This window comes from Thiocapsa roseopersicina, from assembly GCF_900106925.1.
Taxonomy (GTDB): Bacteria; Pseudomonadota; Gammaproteobacteria; order Chromatiales; family Chromatiaceae; genus Thiocapsa; species Thiocapsa roseopersicina.
The window spans coordinates 1-17,765 of the sequence record NZ_FNNZ01000002.1; the positions used below are offsets into that span (position 1 = coordinate 1).

The following is a 17,765-nucleotide window of genomic DNA, read 5'->3' on the forward strand; positions in this document are numbered from 1 at the left end:
GCCCACACCCCGGCCGCGCGAGACCGGGGGAGCGCTTCGCCGACCCCTATCACGCAACTTGATCGCGAAACCATCAAAATCGCTGACCGCACTCAGCGGCAGCGAGCTTGACGGCGTCGCCCGTGCGCTGAACCGACTGGCCGACGAGATCGCGGTCCGCGAGCAGGGTTTGGAGACATCGAACCGGCGGCTCGAAACGGCCGTCGCCGAGCGCACCGCGGATCTGGAGCGCCTCTTGGCGACCTTGAAGGATGCCGAGGCGAGTCGTCGGCGCCTTCTGGCCGATGTCAGTCACGAGCTGCGCACCCCGCTGACCATCATTCGCGGCGAGGCCGACATCGCCCTCCGCGGGGTCGATCGACCCTCCGCCGAATACCGCGAGGCATTGACGCGCTGCCGCGACGCCGCCACCCATACGGCACGCTTGGTCGATGACCTTCTGTTCATCGCACGACGCGAATCCCACGAGACCCGTCTCGTCGCACGGGTGCTCGACGTGGCGATCTTCCTGCCTGCCGTGCTCGCCGACTGTCGCAGTCTGCTGGAGAGCAATGGCGGGTCGGCCACGCTGCTGAGCGCGGTGGACCAAGCCATGCTCCGCGCAGATCCGGATCGGCTCCGTCAGGTTTTCCTCATCCTTCTGGACAACGCGGTGCGACATGGCGGCGGGCAGGTCACAATCGGCTTGGACCGGATCCCGGACGGGTATCGGATCTCCTTCACCGACGCCGGGCCGGGACTCGGCCCGGAGGATCTTGCACAGGTGTTCCAGCGCTTCTTCAGGGGCAGCAATGCCGCTCGAGGGTACGAATCCGGGGTCGGACTGGGCCTGCCGGTGGCGAAGGCAATTGTCGAGGCGCACGGGGGTAGAATCGGCGTCGAGAGCCGACCCGGAGAGGGGATGACGGTGCGGGTGGATCTGCCCGCCGAGATGCCGTTGGGAGTGGCGCCATGAATATCTTGCTGGTCGAGGACGAGGCCCGGGTCGCCGATTTCGTCCAGCGCGGCCTCAAGGCCGAGGGTTGGTCGGTCAGCGTCGCATCCACGGGCGAGTCGGCCTTGGTCATGATCGCCGATGCCGGTTTCGACGTGATCGTGCTGGATCTGATGTTGCCCGGGATCAGCGGCCAGGATGTCTGCCGACGACTGCGTGCGAAGAAGAACCGGACCCCGATCCTGATGTTGAGCGCATTGGCCGATGTGGAGGATCGCGTCGCGGGATTGCGCATGGGGGCGGACGATTATCTGCCCAAACCCTTCGACTTCGACGAGTTGATGGCCCGCATCGAGGCCCTCGCGCGTCGCTCCGGCGGGTTCGCGGAGACCGCCGCCTCGCCGGAGGTGCTGACTTCGGGTGCGCTCAGCTTCGACACCGGCTCGTTGGAGGTCCGTTGCGGCGACACGCCGATCAATCTGACACCCAAAGAACGGGATCTGGTGAAGCTCTTTCTCTCCAGCCCGCGCAAGATCCTCTCGCGCGAGCGCATCCTCAGCACCTTGTGGGGCATCAGTCAAGATCCCCAAACCAATGTCGTCGATGTCTACATCGGTCGACTCCGAAAAAAGCTCGGCCCCTGCGGCGAGTCGATCGAGACCGTGCGCGGCGCCGGCTATCGTTATACCGAGAACGGCCCCGGTTGATTTCGGAGTGATCTCGCGGGCGTCGTGCCGGCGGCGGACCGAACCGACTCGGGCGCCCGATCCGCATCGCAGATCTCGGCCGCCTCCGGCTGCGCCGCACCACGAAGGTGCGCGGGTGATCGATGATTGTCCCGGATCAATGCGGCGGCCGTTCCGGTCTGCCGTGAGCCCGGGATCGTCGACTTGCAGTCGACCTCTTCCCCCGCCCTGACAGCCGCCGGATCGAATCCAGCTCGACGCCCCCGGCTCGCGTGCGGTGCCTATAGCCCGAGGCCAGACTCCAACACCGCGGCATCAACGGGGACGGTTTCGAAATCTGATACCTCAAGCATGGAAATGCCATCGGACGAGGAGCGCCCCACGTGGCGCCGTTTGTGCTTAACTCTTCTGCAGAGCTCCACCTCGTACGCATTTTCAGACAACGAGCGCCGTGCCCCGCGGCCGCCCCGCCCAACACTGCAGGTCACCGACATGATCGATCCCATTCGCGAGCTTGGTCTCCACACCGGCACGTCCGCCGATCTGCCCGACGGGCCCTGCGCACCGCTGTCGGCCGACGACCGGCAGAAGCTGCATCTCTACATCAACTTCAAGCTGATCTCCTCGGGCCAACCCTCCTGCGGCACAGCGGCGACGGAGGGCTTCATCGAGATCGCCCATGACCTGCTGCTGAGCTATCGCGAAAAGAACCGGCTCCTGTCGTCTTACCACTGCCCGGTGGATCGACGGATCCAGGATTTCCTGGGGCGCTATTTCGAGGATCTGGAGCTGGATCGAATCCCGACCCTGCCCTTCCAATCCTTCATCCTGGACCGTCACGGACTGGCCCGCGAACTCTCCGTCCCCGTCGACAGCAATGTCTTCACCTCGGACATCATCTCAAGCTATCGCGTCGCGCAAGGCGTCCTGCACAACCCGGCGAGCGATCGGCGCACCACCGAGGGGTCTTTCCACGTCGCCGAGGGCGGGCTGCCCATCCCGGGCGACAAGAAGGCGGTGCCCAAGGCGGTCTTCGCAAAGATGCTCGAGGCCGCGCTCGATCCGCCCGACGACCTGTTGACCATCCCCTTCACGGCCAACCACAGCGAGCCGGCACGGATGTTCGTCTCGCTCCTGCTGCGCCCCTTGGTCTGCCCGGAGGTGCCCGGGTTTCAACCCGAGAAGAACATGGAGATCCGCTTCTTCGCGCCGGGTAATCTGGTCTCCAACCTGGATTTCGTCGAGAGTATCTTCGGCAACGGCGGCAACCCCTATCTTGCCGACTTCGATGCCGCCTTGGATGTCGATCACTGGACCGGCCATACCGGCTGCGTGCTGCTCGCGCCGCACCTGACACAGCTCACCAAGCAGGCGCTGGGTCTGCCGCACCGTGTTCACGCGACCGACCGCCAGCGTGCGGACGGCATGTGTTGGAGCGATCCGGAGGAACGCTACAACGATGGCAACGCCTTCAAGATCACCGCGCGGGACACCTCCGGGGTCATCGTCACCATCCTGGCGGACAACTATTTCGGCTACTGCAAGAAAGAGGTCAAGACCCAGATCAGCTTCGCCGCCAACCTCTTCGGCCTGGCCGAGGAGGAGCACTCGGGCGGCGCGCTCGCGTTCCCGCGCTTCAACCACGGCGAGGAGTTCGGCGTGGATCAAGCCACCCGCGAGCCCGGTTATGCCTTCGCCGATGTCGCTGCACGTTACGGCGCGATCATGGACCTGCAGCCGGAGGGCTACGGGATCGACAAACGCTTCCCGCAGGTCGTCTATGTCCCGCAGAACCTGCGCATGGACCTTCTCGCCCAGCAGATCGCCTGGGATCACGAGGGTACGACCCGTTCCATCCGGCTGCAGCCGGGCAAGATCTACATCCAGCCCAACGGCTACAAGATCGAGATGCACAAGCACCCGGGCGCACCCTCCTGGCGTCTCATCGGCACCAAGGCAGAAGGCACCTTCTGTCACAAGCCCTGCACCGTCTCGGGAGGCGGCAAGTCCGAGATCTCCAAGTCGTTGGAGGACGCCGTGCTCTACGGCCCCATCTTCGTCGACGATCTGAATCAGGATCTCGACCGTGTGCAGGAGATCTTCGACCGTGATTACCGAGATCGCTTCCGCCCCGGTTTCGAGCACGAGGACCACGACGCCGGGCGCAAACCCTTGTCTCCGGAGCGCAGTCTGGGCTCGCTCATCAAGCTGCTGACCCCCTCGCCCAGCCACACGCGCGAGTACAACACCTGGCTCACGATGATCCCGCCGCGGTTGCTGGCCCTGACCTTCATGATCAAGCGTCTCTACCGTCCGAGCTGGGGCGAGGCTTGGCGCGACCGCTTCTCGGTCGACGAGGTCGACGGGGCGCCCGGGCACGAGCTCAAGGCCTTCGGGCGGCGCATCGTGGCGACCTATCTGCGCGTCGGCTTCGATCTCGACGGCAAGTGGCGGACCTTCAAGCTGCGCCAAGACTTCATTGCGGCCGAGAAGATCCAGATGGAGGACGACATTACCGCCTCGGTCGTGGTCCCGGCGAGTGCGGTCAGCGGTTGCAGAGCCGCGGCGCGCGAGGACGGACACAGCCTCAAGCTGGCTCGCAACTGCGAGTACCGTCTGTTCCAACGCCCGGACGATGCCATCATCCCGGGCTTCGACAAACAGACCGAGCTCGAGATGGCCCAAGACGGCAACTTCATGGCCAACTACGAGCCGCTGGAGGGACCGACGCTGGACGCGGTCATCGGCGATGTTCTGACCCTCTCGACCTTCACCGCACCCATGCGCGAGCGTCTCGAGCAAGCGGCGCGCGACGGCCTCGCCGTGGTCTCCTCGGCACACCCGCGGCTGGTCGACGGCAAGCCGTCGAAGAACCCGCGTTACCTGCAGGTTCGCCCCGACCTGGTCAACCCGATGCGCAGCTATGTCGCCGAGATGGGCGCGCGCCTCCATCGCAAGCTGCCGTTGGACATCCCGGTCTGCCATCCGGTCGATGCGGTCCTGACCGGACGGCGCAACAACCCGCCCGAGCCCGGCATCCGTGCGCTCGCGGTCTACAACCCGATCCACTACCAAGAGCTGCCCGAGCTCTTCATGGACTTCATCTGCTCGCTCACCGGCAAGTCCCCCTCCACGACCGGCGCCGGCAGCGAAGGGGCGCTGACCAAGGCGCCGTTCAATGCCGTGCGCCAGACCGTGGACCTCAACAACGCACTGGTCTCATACATCCTTACCGGCTATGCCGGGTTCTCCAGCTCAGCCGGACACATCGGCCCGGACGTGAAGGTCTCGCACGACGTGTCCCTCTTGATTCCGGAGATCTGGGCGCGTCTGACCGAGCAGGAGCGCGATCCACAATACCTGATCGCAAACGACTATCTGGAGCCACTCGCAGACTTCGAGTACCAGGGCCGGACCGTGCTGGCGAGCCGGCTCGGTTACCGCATCACAGAGCGCTTCGTCGCCCACTTCATGGGAAAGATCTTCGACAATCCGCGCGCGGTCTTCACCTCGGCCATCCTGCGCCCGGAGTCGCAAAGCCTGGAGGTCTTCGTCGACGGCATCGAAAACATCTGCGAGGCACAAGAGCGCGTCGCCCGACGCTATTTCGAGGACGGCAGCATCGAGGACGCCTGTCCGCCGCTCGCGGCCCTGCTCCACATCATGGCGGAGGGCCACTATCAGGGGCGGAAGGTCCACGACCCCGTGATCCGCAACCTCTTTACCCGCGAGTCTCTGTTGGGCTCCGATTGGTATCGCGAACGGCTGCAGATCAAGCAGCAGCGCGACATCCAGCTCGCTCGGAAGATGGTGCTGAATCTGCAGCAGTTCATGGATCTGCGCCACTACGCAGACGAGGCCGACCGTCTGGATGCCGCCGCACGCCTGGAGCGCGCCAAGGCCGATCTAGCAAGGATGCAACAGCCTGCCTACCTGGATGCCTTGGTCGGCACCATCGGTGCGGATCCGCTTGGACCGGCTCGGGAGATCATGGTCGAGGCCGAGCGACAGGCCGCCTAGGGCGGGGCTGCTTTCGGTCGCCCGGACCTGGATGGCGTTAAGGGGGCACGAATACCGGGTTCGCGCGTAAGGTGTTATCCGGTGCGCCGAAACGGCAGGAAACGCGTCCACCATCGCAAGCGGATCGAGCGCCTCGGCGAGCGCAGCGCGCTGACGGAGGTCGACTCCGCCGTGGGCACCGCAGCACTCGGGCGCGGCGCATAGATCGATGTCGAGGTCTCCAACGAACGTCTGACAACCCCTTCGAAATCGAACACGTAAGCCGTCGCGGGTGCCGCCGGACAGTCCGTCTCCGGCGCGCGGATCTCGGATCGCAACGGATCCGTTTTCGGAGCATGACTGCGGTCTTCGGGCATCACCACGGGTATCATCGTTGATGGGTCCCTTTCGGAATCGTTTACCGAAGCATGGTTTGTCGGCTCCGAACTCGATACCGGCCGCATCGGAGGTCTGGACCCCAGCTGATTCGCAACCGACAACACGGGCACAGGCGTCGAAACAGGGTAAAAGTCTACAGCCCTTCGATGACCGAAACAGGTCATCATGACTAAGGAATCTGTGACAGATTCACACCAGCTCCGACGCACCGCTCGATGCCGCGACGACCATCCGACCAATGAGCGGCCAACCCGACACCCGGCAGCGCCTTGTGTTAGCGTGCCGGAAATCGAAGAACCATATCGGAACCTCAAAGATGCAACACCTTACACCGCAGGGCCAACAGATCGTTGACGATATCGCCCGGCGTCACGGCTTCAGCCAGGATGCAGTCACTCATATGCTGGTCGCCGTGCTCAACGGCAACGGCGGCATGGCCCAATTCAGCCATCCGGAATTCGGCGGCTCGGGCCAGTGGATGCAGGGCGGCATGCTGATGCTCGGCGACATGTTCAACTCCTCCCTCAAAGGGCGGGTCGACGCACTCTGCTACGAGCTCTCCAACCTGCTAGCCAACCAGCCCGGCCTGCTTCAAAGCGGGAGCTTCCAGTCACAGAGCCAAGGCGGCGGATCCTTTCAGAACCAAACCAGCGGGGGGTTCCGCGGCGAGTCCGATCTCTTCGTGCCGGATCCGGCCGATCACTGGTGGCCGCAAGAGCTCGGCGTACCGAACGCGACCGGGACTCAGAACAACGTCAAGTACGCCTATTTCGCCGAGGCACGGCGCCTGGCCGTGAACACCGGCGGCGATGTCTGGGTCTACGACACGCTGGATCACCAAATCGGCGGCTTCTCCCAGCAGCAAGGCATGGGCGGCTCGATCAGCTTCGGCAGCCAATACGGCACCATCGATCTCGGACGCCTCCCGGTCGTCTCGCGCAACGGTCAATCCGTGGAAGCGCCGCCTCCGCCGGCCTATGCGCCGGATCGCTCCATGCTGAATCAGCCCGCGCCGAACCCACACGCGAACGAGGGCGATATCTTCGCCGCCATCGAACGTCTCGGCGATCTCAGGGCAAAGGGCATCCTCACGGACGACGAGTTCAACGCCAAGAAGGCCGAGCTGCTGGCACGGCTTTAGGATCAAGGCTAAAGGCTTAGGCAAATTCCTGGAAAGGAGCTTCCGGCTGTAGGTGCGAATTTATTCGCACCTACAGCCCTTCGAGGTCTTCCGGACACGCGCAGCCGGGATGCTTATTCCCGAAAATCACCTAGAGGCCGAAGGCTGGCGGCTGGATGCTGACGGCTGGCGGCCGGAACCTTCTCCGACCCGACCTACAGGGCTCCCCCGCTCAAAGGTACGGCGAAAACAACCGCGCGAACCCGTCGCGCAGCTTCACCGGCATCGAGCGGTCTGCAAGCTCATCGAGCGACAGCTCCCGGCTCGCAGCAGTCTTGGCGTCCACCAAACCGTGAAGCCGGCGGGACAGGTCGCGATCGTAGCATTCGAGGTTGTACTCGAAATTCAGGCGCAGACTACGGGCATCCCAGTTCGCCGAGCCGAGAAACGACCAGGCATCGTCGATCAGCATCAGCTTCGTGTGATCGAAGGGTGGCGGGGAGAGCCGGATGCGGCAGTGTCCCTCCAGAAGCTGGTCGACCTGGGCTTGCGCGGCCCACTGCACGAGCTTCAGATTGTTCCGCTCGGGCATCAGGATCTCGACCTCGACACCGCGCAAGGCCGTCACGTTGAGTGCGGTCACCAGGGTCTGGTCGGGAAGGAAATAGGGCGAGACGATCCGAACCCGCTCGCGCGCGGCAGTCAGCGCACCCAGGATCATGCGCCGGATGATGTCGAAGTCCTCGTCCGGACCGTCCGGTACGCCGCGCGCGAGGGTCTGGCCGACTGGGGACAGGACCGGATACCAGGCATCCCCGCCGAGACGCTCGCCGGTCGTGAAAGTCCAGTCCAGGGCGAATGCCTCGACCAGGAAACGCACGACCGGGCCTTCGACGCGCAGATGCAAGTCTTGGATCGGATGGCGCGGACAGGACGCCATCAGGCATCCGGCACGGATGTTCAGCCCGCCCGTGAAGCCGATTCGCCCGTCGACCACCAGGATCTTGCGGTGATTTCGCAGATTCAGGTACTGGCTTCTGACCGGCAGTACGGAGGCGAGAAAGACCGCGGTCGGTATTTCGCGACGACGCAGCAGGGTCGGCATCGGGGGACGGCTGTAACGCTGACCGACCCCGTCGACGAGGATACGCACGGAGACGCCCCGGCGATGCGCCCGTTCCAAGGAATCGGCAAAGAGGACGCCGGCCGCATCCGTGTCGAAGATGTAGGTGGAGAGTCCGATCGTCTCTTTGGCCCGATCGATCGCCTCAAGCATTCGCGGGTAGGCCTGATCGCCGTCGATCAGGGGCTCGACCCGATTGCATGCTTCCAGCGGCAGGCCGGTCAGTGCGTCGCCGAGATGTCCGAGCCGCAACAGGTCCGGATACTCGGACTGAAGCAAGCGGTGGGCGCGACGCTCCCCGGCGAGCTCCACGCGATCGCTGGCCTCGGAGGTCTGCGGACGCAGCCGATGGGCCTTTCGGGTGATGCGGTTGATCCCGAACAGCCAGTACAGCACTAGCCCGGCCATCGGCGCCAGAATGACCAGCCCCGCCCAACCGACGGTGGAAGGCACATCGCGACGGCTGAGCAGGAGGTGAGCCACGGTGGCGGCTTGAGCGGCGAGCTCCACCGCCAGAAGCGCTGCCATCCAGATGGTCTGGTCAGTCATCGGGGAAAACCAAGCAATGCCGACGTTCCTGCCGGAGCCGCCGAAAGGGCGCTCGATGTGCGTCGGCCGGACTTTAGGCGATGTCCGGAACGCTCTCGCCTCGGTTGTGCCGACGAGAGGAAGCACAACATCCGCCGACGATTGGTTGTGCCTCGCCCGGCTCGGCACAACCTCGGCACTGACGGCAGATAGCTGACAGCTCTCTCCCGCCTACCTCGCCGCCAACGTCAGTTGATTCTGCTCGTCGTCGATGGTGACGCGGAAGCGCCCGAGCAGACTCATCCCCAAGAGGGCATTCCCGCCGAGCCGGGTGTCGTCGATAAAGGCCGCGGAGACCCCTTCGACCCGCGTCTCCCCGAGCCACACGCCGCTCAAAATGCCGAGCCGCGCGTCTACGGTCCCGTTTGCGGTCTGAACCGATTGCATCCGCAGATCGTTTGGCGAGATCCCGAGCGGGCCGATCAAGGAGGCGGGCAGGACCACATGATCCGAACCCGTGTCGATCAGCAACACCCGCTGGACGCGCTGTCCGTTCGGCCCCTCGAGGGTCAGGTTCACGGCATGCGAAGTTCCCTGACGCTGCGTCGGCAAGACGATCGAATCACCCGGTTGACCCTCCTCGTCGTCCGGCGAGACGTCCGACGGAAAACCCGATCCCTCGCTTTCGATGATCAGCGGCGGCGCGACCACGGCAACCTTCTCGCCGAGGATGATGATCTGATCGACCCCGCCGTTGTCGGTCTGAACGATCACATGGTCGAAACTATCCAGCAACAGCCGAAGGCGCGGCACCAGCTCGGCACCCTCGGCGCGCCCCTCCATGTCGACCGTTTGCTCGATGCCGCGCACCTCGAACCCGTGCTGGGCCATCAGCCGTTGCAGCTCCTCCTCGACGTTCACCAGCGGCGCCGCGTCCGGGGTTCCGACCAGAACGCCGGAGATCCAACAGAGGTTGACCAGGACCCGACGAACAAGCTGCTTCATGGCTCCGGACTCCGGACGCGATCGGTGCGAAAGATGAGATCAAGACTAGCAGTGCGCCGGTTCCAGAGCTACAGACCGGATCCTTCCGACACCGAGGTCGGAGACGCCGAAACGTCCCCTCCAAGTCGGGCGAACGCGCAAGGCCTCGAAGAAAACCGGGAAAGACCGGATCCGTTTCATTATGATTACCGATCTTTCGGTGGTCCCTTCAGGGCGTAGAGACAGGAGTCGTTCACGCTCCGAGCCCGAGCCGCACCATCTGCCGGAACATTTGCCGCATTCATCGAAGGAGCCGTCGCCCCGCGACATCGCGCACCAAAACAGCAGGTCCGATCGGCACCCTGTCGACGACTCGGCGCCGAAGCCGTTAAGCGGACCCGAACACAGAGAGGACATTTCAGCATGCTCGCCGCTTTTCGCGCCCTGACCAAGACCGATCTCGCCGCGGTCGTCTTCGCAGTCGTCGGGTTCTATGTCGCCGGCATCGTCCCGTCCGTGGAGATCGCCTGGGTCGTCGGCTTCCTTCTTCTGACCATCTTCCTGTTCGCCTTCGAGGTCGTCACCGTCGATGTCGCCGCGATCAGCATCATGGTCCTGCTCGGGCTGTCCGGGCTCTTTGCGCCCTTGATGGGGCTCGAGCAGGGCTTGGTGCCGGTCGAGCATCTGTTCGACGGCTTCGCGAGCAACGCGGTCATCTCCATCATCGCGGTCATGATCATCGGGGCCGGGCTCGACAAGACCGGGATCATGTCCAAGGTCGCGGGCTTCATCATGCGCATCGGCGGCAAAACCGAGTCGCGTATCATCCCGCTGATCTCCGGGACCGTCGGCGGCATCTCGAGCTTCATGCAGAACGTCGGGGCCGCCGCACTTTTCCTGCCCGTGGTCAGCCGCATCTCCGCGCGCACCGGCTTGCCGATGTCGCGCCTGCTCATGCCGATGGGCTTCTGCGCCATCCTCGGCGGCACCATCACCATGGTCGGCTCCAGCCCGTTGATCCTGTTGAACGACCTCATCCTGACCTCGAACAAGGCACTCCCCGCCGGTACGACGCCGATGGAGACCTTTCAGCTCTTCGATGTCACCCCGATCGGAATCGCCCTGCTAACCGCCGGCATCCTCTATTTCGTGCTTGCCGGACGCTTCGTTCTGCCCTCGCGCGGGAACGAGATGCTGACCGGCAGCGACACCAGCACCTATTTCGCCGAAACCTACGGGCTGTCCTCCTTCGAGATCCGAGAGGTGAAACTTCGCCCCGAGAGCACGCTGGTCGGCATGAGCGTCGACGACTTGGAGCAGACCTGGCGCGTGCGAGTCATCGCGGTCGAGAAGGGCGACGGGCTGCGCCTGGGCGCCGACGGCGTGGATCGCTCCCTCGGCATCGATCCGGGCACGACGCTCGGCCTGCTCGGGACCGAGGAGAAGCTCAAGCGCTTTGCCGAGGACAACGCGGTCGATGTCAAACCCGACCTCGAGCTCTTCTCCGAGGCAATGTCGAACACCAAGGCAGGCGTCGCCGAGATCGTCATCCCGCCCGGCTCCAGCTTGATCGGCAAGACCGCCCGCGATGTCTGGATGCGCAAGACCTACGGGCTCTCGCTGCTCGCCATCAATCGTGGCGGCACCCAGATCACCTTCAACACCGGCGGCGTGCGCAATACGCCGCTCCTCGCCGGCGATGCCTTGGTGGTCCACACGACCTGGGCAGATCTGACGCGCCTGACCAAGGACCGCAACTTCGTCGTCGTGACGACCGAGTATCCGCACGAAGAGCTGCGTCCGCACAAGGTCCGCGCCGCTCTCGTGTTCTTCGCGATTACGCTGACCTTGGTCCTCTTCACCGATCTGCGGCTTTCGATCGCCCTGCTGACGGGTGCCATGGGTATGATCCTCGCCGGCGTGCTCTCGATCGACGAGGCCTACGAGGCCGTGAGTTGGAAGACGGTCTTCCTGTTGGCCTCGCTCATCCCGCTCGGGCTCGCCGTCGAGGCCAGCGGCACCGCCGCCTGGATCGCCCAGCAGACGTTGACGGCGCTCGGCGACGTGCCGATCTGGGTCGTCCAGGCCGCGCTCGCGGTGCTCGCGACCTTCTTCACCTTGGTGATGTCGAACGTCGGCGCGACCGTCCTGCTCGTCCCGTTGGCGGTCAACATGGCTCTGGGGATCGGCGCCGACCCGGCCGTGTTCGCCTTGACCGTGGCCATCGCAACGTCGAACTCCTTCTTGATTCCGACCCATCAGGTCAACGCGCTCCTCATGGGACCCGGCAACTATCGCGTCGTCGACTTCATGCGCGCCGGCGGCATCATGACGATCATCTTCCTGGTCGTGGCGCTGACCATGCTCAATGTGGTCTTTGGCTGAACCGCGTCTGCTGCGATATGGATTGTCGATGTCAAACCCGGCCTCGGTCCGATCAATGAGGCCGGTAAGACGCGGTTCAGGATTTTTTATTCGTTTCTTTCTAAAACCGCGTCCGCTGCGACGGGCTTGGAATCATGCGAGGGCAAGACCCGAATGACGACAGTGCATGTCATGCGCGACGCGGTTTTATAGGGACGCGGGTGATGTCGCTGCTGCGCAAGACGCCGACCTGTCCTGTTCACGGCTGCGAGCTGGTGCTCTCGCACCACGGCAAGAAGAGCAATCTCGGGCATTACTTCGTCGAGGTGGTCGGCGCACCTCTCCTCTACTGCCCGCAGTGCTTGGAAAAGGGGCAGGACACCTCGGTAGAAGTCGAGCCGGCGGCGTCCAACGCCTTTCTGAAGCGGCTGGTCCAGGTGCTCGAAACCTCCGAGTTTCCGGGCCTCCTGAACAAGCCGAAGATCCGGGTCGATTTCAATCCGACGAAGACGACCTTGGAACACCCCTACACCCAAGCCGTCACGACCAACGCCGTTGCGATGGCGCAGCCCGGCGCCGCAGCAGCGCCGCCCGACGAGCCGGAAGAGACGCGCCTGGATGGCATCGAGCCGGTCGAGCCACGCCACACACTCGATCAGCTCATCCTCGATCGGGACACCTTGGAGCGCATCCGCGAGGCGACCAACGTCCTGGTCTCTCAGGATTTGATCTACGTGACCTGGGGGCTGTGCTCGGTCGCGCGCACCGGGCGCAGGGTCGCGCTCAACTTCTACGGTCCTCCGGGGACCGGCAAGACCCTCGCCGCCGACGCCATCGCCGACCTGCTCGCCAAGAAGATCCTGCGAATCAGCTATGCGGAGCTGGAATCCAAGTATGTCGGCGAGACCCCCAAGAACATCAAGGCTGCGTTCGCCAAGGCGTCCGAGACCGGCGCCCTGCTCTTTTTCGACGAGGCGGACTCGATCCTCGGCAAGCGTCTCGTCAACGTCTCCCAATCGGCCGACAACAGCATCAATGTCGCGCGCAGCACGACCCTGATCGAGCTCGACAACTTCAACGGCGCGGTGATCTTCGCCTCGAATCTGGTCGGAAATTACGACACCGCCTTCCTGCGACGCATGCTCGCCCACGTCGAGTTTCGACTCCCCGCCACCGAGCAGCGCGAGCAGATCTGGCGCTGCCACATCCCCCGCCAATTGCCGCTGGCCGAGGATGTCGACTTCGAGACCCTGGCGCTCTATTCGGAGGGTGCCGCGGGTGGCGACATCCAAAACGCCGTGCTGCTCGCCGCCTCCTACGCCTCCATGCGACAGGGTGCAGAGCAGGTCGTCACCCTCTCCGACCTGAAACGCGCCATCGTCTTTCTGCTCGACGGTAAGCGTAAGATCCTCGAAGGCGATTCCGAGTCGGACGACGGTCGGTTCAACTGGGATTAAACCGCGCCACCTCCAACGGTTGTCGAGTCTGCCGAGACCGATCCCATCCAAAAACATCGCATACGCTTATCGAATCCTTCGCAATTCACCTAGCCGACAGTGGCAAGGGGCCAGCATGATCGATTCCAATCTGCGCCTTGACCGGTCACGCAACGGCCGATTGCCGTTTTCGGACCTCTGAGCGCCGTCTCCGGAATGCGTGCTCCGCCTTTCCTTGTGCTGATCCTGGCGGTCTCTGCCGCCCTGGCGTTGATCCTGGTCGGTCAACGGCCGGCGGGGGCAGAACCGATCCGCGTCGGGGTCGTACATGCCTTGTCCGGCCCTATGGCCGAGAGCGAGAGAGGACTCGTGGATGCCGTGCGGCTCGCCGTGGAGGAGATCAACGCCGCGGGCGGACTCTTCGGACGGCGATTGGATCTCATCCTCGCCGACAGCCGTTCGAATTGGACCACTGCAGCCACCGAGGTCGAGCGCCTGATTCTCCAAGAGCGCGTCAGCGTCTTGTTCGCCTGCTGGACATCGGCGTGTCGAAAGGCCGTCAGACCGGTTGTGGAGGAGCACCGTCACCTGATGTTTTATCCCCTGCAGTACGAGGGCCTGGAGGAGTCGCCTCATCTCGTCTACATGGGGTCCACGCCCAACCAGCAGATCATCCCTGGGACGCGCTGGACGATGGACCGATTCGGGACTCGGATCTATCTCGTCGGATCGGACTATATCTTCCCGCGCACCGCCAACCGGCTGATCCGCGATCTGGTCACCGCGGCAGAAGGTGAGATCCTCGCCGAGCGCTACGTGCCCATGGATGCCGTCGACCTCGACGCGATCGCCGCCGAGATTCGACGACTGGCCCCGGACGCGGTGCTCAACACACTCAACGGCAACGCCAACCGTCACTTTTTCGCGTCCCTCCGGGCCGAGAATCTAACCGAGATGCCGGTGATCTCGTTCAGCGTGGCAGAGCCGGAGCTTCGGTCCATGCCCTCCGGGCAGTCCCATACCGCCCATTACGCGGTTTGGGGTTATTTCCAGAGCCTACCCGATCCCGTCAACCGTCGCTTTGTCGACACCTTTCGGCAGCGCTTCGGCGCCGAGCGTGTGGTCAGCGATCCGATCGTGTCCAGCTACAACGGGGTTAGGCTGTGGGCCGAGGCGGTCCGCGCGGCCGGCACGGACGATCCGGCACAGATCAATCGCTCCGTCGGACGCACGAGCCTGCACGGCCCGTCCGGAATCGTCGCCCTGGACGCAGCCACCCGACACCTATGGCGGCGAGTCTACGTGGGACACGCCCGAGCGGATGGGCAGTTCGATGCGGTCGAGATCTCCGAGTCGCCGATCCGCCCGGTGCCCTTTCCCGCCTCGCGCAGCCGGGCGGAGTGGCGTGGGCTGGTCGATCTGCTGTCAGGCGAAGCGAATCGGAGCCTGCCGAGGGATTCACGATGGGCACCCTGAGCTCGCACCGGCTCGGCCTGCGCTTGACACTCGGATTCCTGATCGTCGCACTGCTGCCGTTGGCGGGTCTGGCCTGGTTTTATCTGCACACCTTCGAGCGCGCACTCACCGCCACCGTTCTGCAGAACATCACATCGATCGCCGACAAGAAGGCCGATCAAATCGACAGCTATATCAACGAGCGATTGGTCGATGCCCGCTCCTTCGCGAGCCAGACCATGGTTCGCGAAGCCTTGTCGGCACTCGTCGCGACTCGGACCCTGAGCACGGGGGCACGCACGGAGCTGGCGACCCTCGGCGAGCGCGCCGATTACCACGACCTGCTTCTGATCGATGCGAACGGCGATGTCGTCTTTTCGCTGCGCGGCGAGCCCGATCTGGGCACCAACCTCCTGCATGGCCCCTTTCGCGATTCCGAATTGGCGGCGGGATTTCGCCAGGCGATGACGTTCATGCACATCGACATGACCCGTTTCGCGCCCTACGCGCCGTCCGGGGGCGAGGTAGCGGCCTTCGTCGTCGCACCGATCCTCGACGCCCAACGTCCGATCGGCGCACTGGCGCTGCAGGTCAACCTCACCACCCTGATGCCGGTGGTCAGCGACCGCACCGGGCTCGGGACCAGCGGTGAAACCGTCCTGGCTGTTCAGGACGGTCAGGCCGCGCTCTACACCGTCTCTTTGGAGCGCATGCCGGGAACGCCCTTCACCAACCCGGTTCCCCTCACCCAAATCGCCGAGCCGATGCAGCTGGCCCTGACCGGCAACCAGGGCCATGGCATCGTGAGCGACTACGGCGATATCGATGTCGCGGCCGGCTGGCGTTACCTGCCGGCCTTGGGTTGGGGCATGGTGGTCAAAATCGATACCGCCGAAGTCCTCGCACCCTTGCACGCGATGCAAAAGGCGACGGTATTGGCGTTCGCGGTCTTCCTCCTTGCCTCGGCCAGCGCGGCACTGGTGCTCGGTCGTCGGCTGGTCAGAGACGAGCGGATCATCGCCGCGCAGCAAACCCGCTACCGGGCCATGCTGGGCAGCATGAACGACGGTGTCGCGCTGTTTCGCCCGCTTGCCGACGGCAGCGAATTTACCCTGCTCGACATCAATGCCGCCGGCGAGCGGATCACCGGCGTGAAACGCCGGGAGGTGCTCGGGCGGCCCTCTCGGATCGCCTTTCCGGGCTTGGATGCCGCTGGCATCTACGCCGCGTTCGGCCGTGTTCTTCGCCGCGGCGGGAGTGAAACGATCGGCCTGACCGCCTACGTCAAGGATCGGCACAGCCTCTGGTTGCAGACCGACGTGATCCGCTTGCAGGGGGGCGAGATCCTGGCGGTCTTCAAGGACATCACAGCCCGCAAGACCGCGGACGAGCGCATCGAGCACCTCGCCCACCACGACAGCCTGACCGGCCTCGTCAATCGCCGCAATCTCGAGATCCTGCTGTCGCAGGCCCTGCATGCCGCTCACCGCGAGGGTCGACTGCTCGCGGTGCTCTTCATCGATCTGGACCGCTTCAAGGTCATCAACGACACGCTCGGCCATCACATCGGCGATCTGCTGCTGGTCGAGGTGGCACACCGCCTTTGCCGCGACATGCGCGAGAGCGACATCGTCGCCCGCCAAGGCGGGGACGAGTTCGTCGTCGTGCTCACCGCGCTCGAGTGTGCGCAGGACGCGGCCGTGGTGGCTGCCAAGATCCTGCTGGCCCTCGGCGAGCCTTACGACATCGAGGGCGACCGGCTGCACACCAGCCCAAGCATCGGCATCAGCATCTATCCCGATGACGGCCTGGACGCCGACACCCTGACGAAGAATGCCGACACGGCGATGTATCACGCCAAGGAGCAGGGCCGAAACAACATCCAGTTCTTCACCGAGGCACTCAACCTGGCGGCCGGCGAGCGCCTGACGGTCGAGCGCGAGCTGCGGGTCGCCATCGAGGAGGGTCAGCTCGCAGTGTACTATCAGCCCCAGTTAGAGGCCGCGGCGGACCCTCTGGGTTACCCCTTTGCCATGGAAGCCCTCGTGCGCTGGCGACATCCGCATCGCGGTTTGATCACGGCCGGTCATTTCATCCCGATTGCGGAGGAATCCGGACTCATCCACACGATCGGCGACTGGGTCTTGAACGAGGCCTGTCGCCGTTTCCGCGAATGGACGCACGCAGGGATCGGGCCGAGGCGCATCGCGGTGAACCTCTCCGCCCATCAACTACGCAACCCTGCCCTCCTCGATACCGTCGCCGCAGTGCTGCAACGCTACGAGCTGCACGAGGACGAGCTCGAGCTCGAGGTCACCGAGTCGGTCGCGATGCGCGATCCGGCACGCGCGGTCGAGACCCTGCAGGCCCTGCGCAACCTCGGGGTTAGGCTGGCGATCGACGATTTCGGCACCGGCCATTCCTCGCTGGCTTATCTGAAGCGTCTGCCGATCCAGACGCTGAAGCTCGATCGCGAGTTCGTGCGTGATATCGAGACCGACGAGAACGACGCCGCGATCAGTGCCGCGACCCTCGCACTCGCCCATGAGCTCGGCCTGCGGGTGGTGGCCGAGGGGATCGAGACGGAGGGTCAGAGCCGTTTCCTGCGAGCACACGGCTGCGACCTCCTGCAAGGCTATTTCTACGGCAAACCCGAGCCTGCAGAATTCTGGACGGCGCACTGGACCGAGGAATCGAGAAAGAGCAGTTGAACCGCGCCAGCTCCAACCGCCGTCGA

11 protein-coding genes are annotated in these 17,765 nt (G+C 64.4%); 9 read left to right on the forward strand and 2 right to left on the reverse strand.

What is annotated here, in order from left to right; genetic code table 11:
* The 5 genes from BLV04_RS02635 to BLV04_RS02655 all read left to right on the forward strand — a co-directional run.
* A partial coding sequence (locus BLV04_RS02635) for a sensor histidine kinase (RefSeq protein ID WP_217633647.1) occupies positions 1–955 on the forward strand: 955 nt, incomplete at its 5' end.
* Entirely contained in the window at positions 952–1,641 is a 690-nt protein-coding gene (locus tag BLV04_RS02640; protein WP_093027898.1) for a response regulator transcription factor, read from the forward strand. The genes BLV04_RS02635 and BLV04_RS02640, both read left to right, overlap by 4 nt.
* Before the next feature lie 471 nt (positions 1,642–2,112).
* Complete coding sequence (locus BLV04_RS02645; RefSeq protein ID WP_245731686.1) at positions 2,113–5,640, forward strand: PPi-type phosphoenolpyruvate carboxykinase family protein; 3,528 nt, start codon at positions 2,113–2,115, stop codon at positions 5,638–5,640.
* Positions 5,641–5,721: 81 nt separating this feature from the next.
* Positions 5,722–5,844: a hypothetical protein gene (locus BLV04_RS25850; protein ID WP_281241797.1), complete on the forward strand. Its 123-nt coding sequence runs from the start codon at positions 5,722–5,724 to the stop codon at positions 5,842–5,844.
* A 490-nt stretch (positions 5,845–6,334) separates the two neighbouring features.
* Entirely contained in the window at positions 6,335–7,159 is an 825-nt protein-coding gene (locus BLV04_RS02655; RefSeq protein ID WP_093027902.1) for an SHOCT domain-containing protein, read from the forward strand.
* 211 nt (positions 7,160–7,370) lie between these two features.
* Here the strand turns inward: BLV04_RS02655 and BLV04_RS02660 are convergent, their stop codons facing one another.
* Positions 7,371–8,810, reverse strand: a complete 1,440-nt coding sequence (locus tag BLV04_RS02660) for a phospholipase D-like domain-containing protein (RefSeq protein ID WP_093027904.1) — start codon at positions 8,808–8,810, stop codon at positions 7,371–7,373.
* A gap of 210 nt (positions 8,811–9,020) precedes the next feature.
* Positions 9,021–9,794, reverse strand: a complete 774-nt coding sequence (locus tag BLV04_RS02665; RefSeq protein ID WP_093027906.1) for a retropepsin-like aspartic protease family protein — start codon at positions 9,792–9,794, stop codon at positions 9,021–9,023.
* A 402-nt stretch (positions 9,795–10,196) separates the two neighbouring features.
* Between BLV04_RS02665 and BLV04_RS02670 the strand changes: the two genes are divergently transcribed.
* From BLV04_RS02670 to BLV04_RS02685, 4 genes are all read left to right on the forward strand, one after another.
* Positions 10,197–12,158: an SLC13 family permease gene (locus BLV04_RS02670; RefSeq protein ID WP_093027908.1), complete on the forward strand. Its 1,962-nt coding sequence runs from the start codon at positions 10,197–10,199 to the stop codon at positions 12,156–12,158.
* 203 nt (positions 12,159–12,361) lie between these two features.
* The gene (locus tag BLV04_RS02675) at positions 12,362–13,594 is read left to right on the forward strand and encodes an ATP-binding protein (RefSeq protein ID WP_093027910.1); all 1,233 of its coding nucleotides are present in this window, start codon (positions 12,362–12,364) and stop codon (positions 13,592–13,594) included.
* 195 nt (positions 13,595–13,789) lie between these two features.
* Entirely contained in the window at positions 13,790–15,049 is a 1,260-nt protein-coding gene (locus BLV04_RS02680) for an urea ABC transporter substrate-binding protein (protein ID WP_093027912.1), read from the forward strand.
* A complete protein-coding gene (locus tag BLV04_RS02685) occupies positions 15,037–17,739 on the forward strand; it encodes a bifunctional diguanylate cyclase/phosphodiesterase (RefSeq protein WP_093027914.1) in 2,703 nt (900 codons plus the stop codon). The genes BLV04_RS02680 and BLV04_RS02685 overlap by 13 nt, the downstream gene beginning before the upstream one ends.
* Positions 17,740–17,765 lie beyond the last annotated feature (26 nt).

What these genes read in the sequence shown, in the direction of transcription:
- BLV04_RS02680 (WP_093027912.1), top strand. Translation starts at nt 13,790, where the DNA reads ATGCGTGCTCCGCCTTTCCTTGTGCTGATCCTGGCGGTCTCTGCCGCC.
- BLV04_RS02675 (WP_093027910.1), top strand. Translation starts at nt 12,362, where the DNA reads ATGTCGCTGCTGCGCAAGACGCCGACCTGTCCTGTTCACGGCTGCGAG.
- BLV04_RS02665 (WP_093027906.1), bottom strand. Translation starts at nt 9,794, where the DNA reads ATGAAGCAGCTTGTTCGTCGGGTCCTGGTCAACCTCTGTTGGATCTCC.
- BLV04_RS02655 (WP_093027902.1), top strand. Translation starts at nt 6,335, where the DNA reads ATGCAACACCTTACACCGCAGGGCCAACAGATCGTTGACGATATCGCC.
- BLV04_RS02660 (WP_093027904.1), bottom strand. Translation starts at nt 8,810, where the DNA reads ATGACTGACCAGACCATCTGGATGGCAGCGCTTCTGGCGGTGGAGCTC.
- BLV04_RS02685 (WP_093027914.1), top strand. Translation starts at nt 15,037, where the DNA reads ATGGGCACCCTGAGCTCGCACCGGCTCGGCCTGCGCTTGACACTCGGA.
- BLV04_RS02640 (WP_093027898.1), top strand. Translation starts at nt 952, where the DNA reads ATGAATATCTTGCTGGTCGAGGACGAGGCCCGGGTCGCCGATTTCGTC.
- BLV04_RS02645 (WP_245731686.1), top strand. Translation starts at nt 2,113, where the DNA reads ATGATCGATCCCATTCGCGAGCTTGGTCTCCACACCGGCACGTCCGCC.
- BLV04_RS02670 (WP_093027908.1), top strand. Translation starts at nt 10,197, where the DNA reads ATGCTCGCCGCTTTTCGCGCCCTGACCAAGACCGATCTCGCCGCGGTC.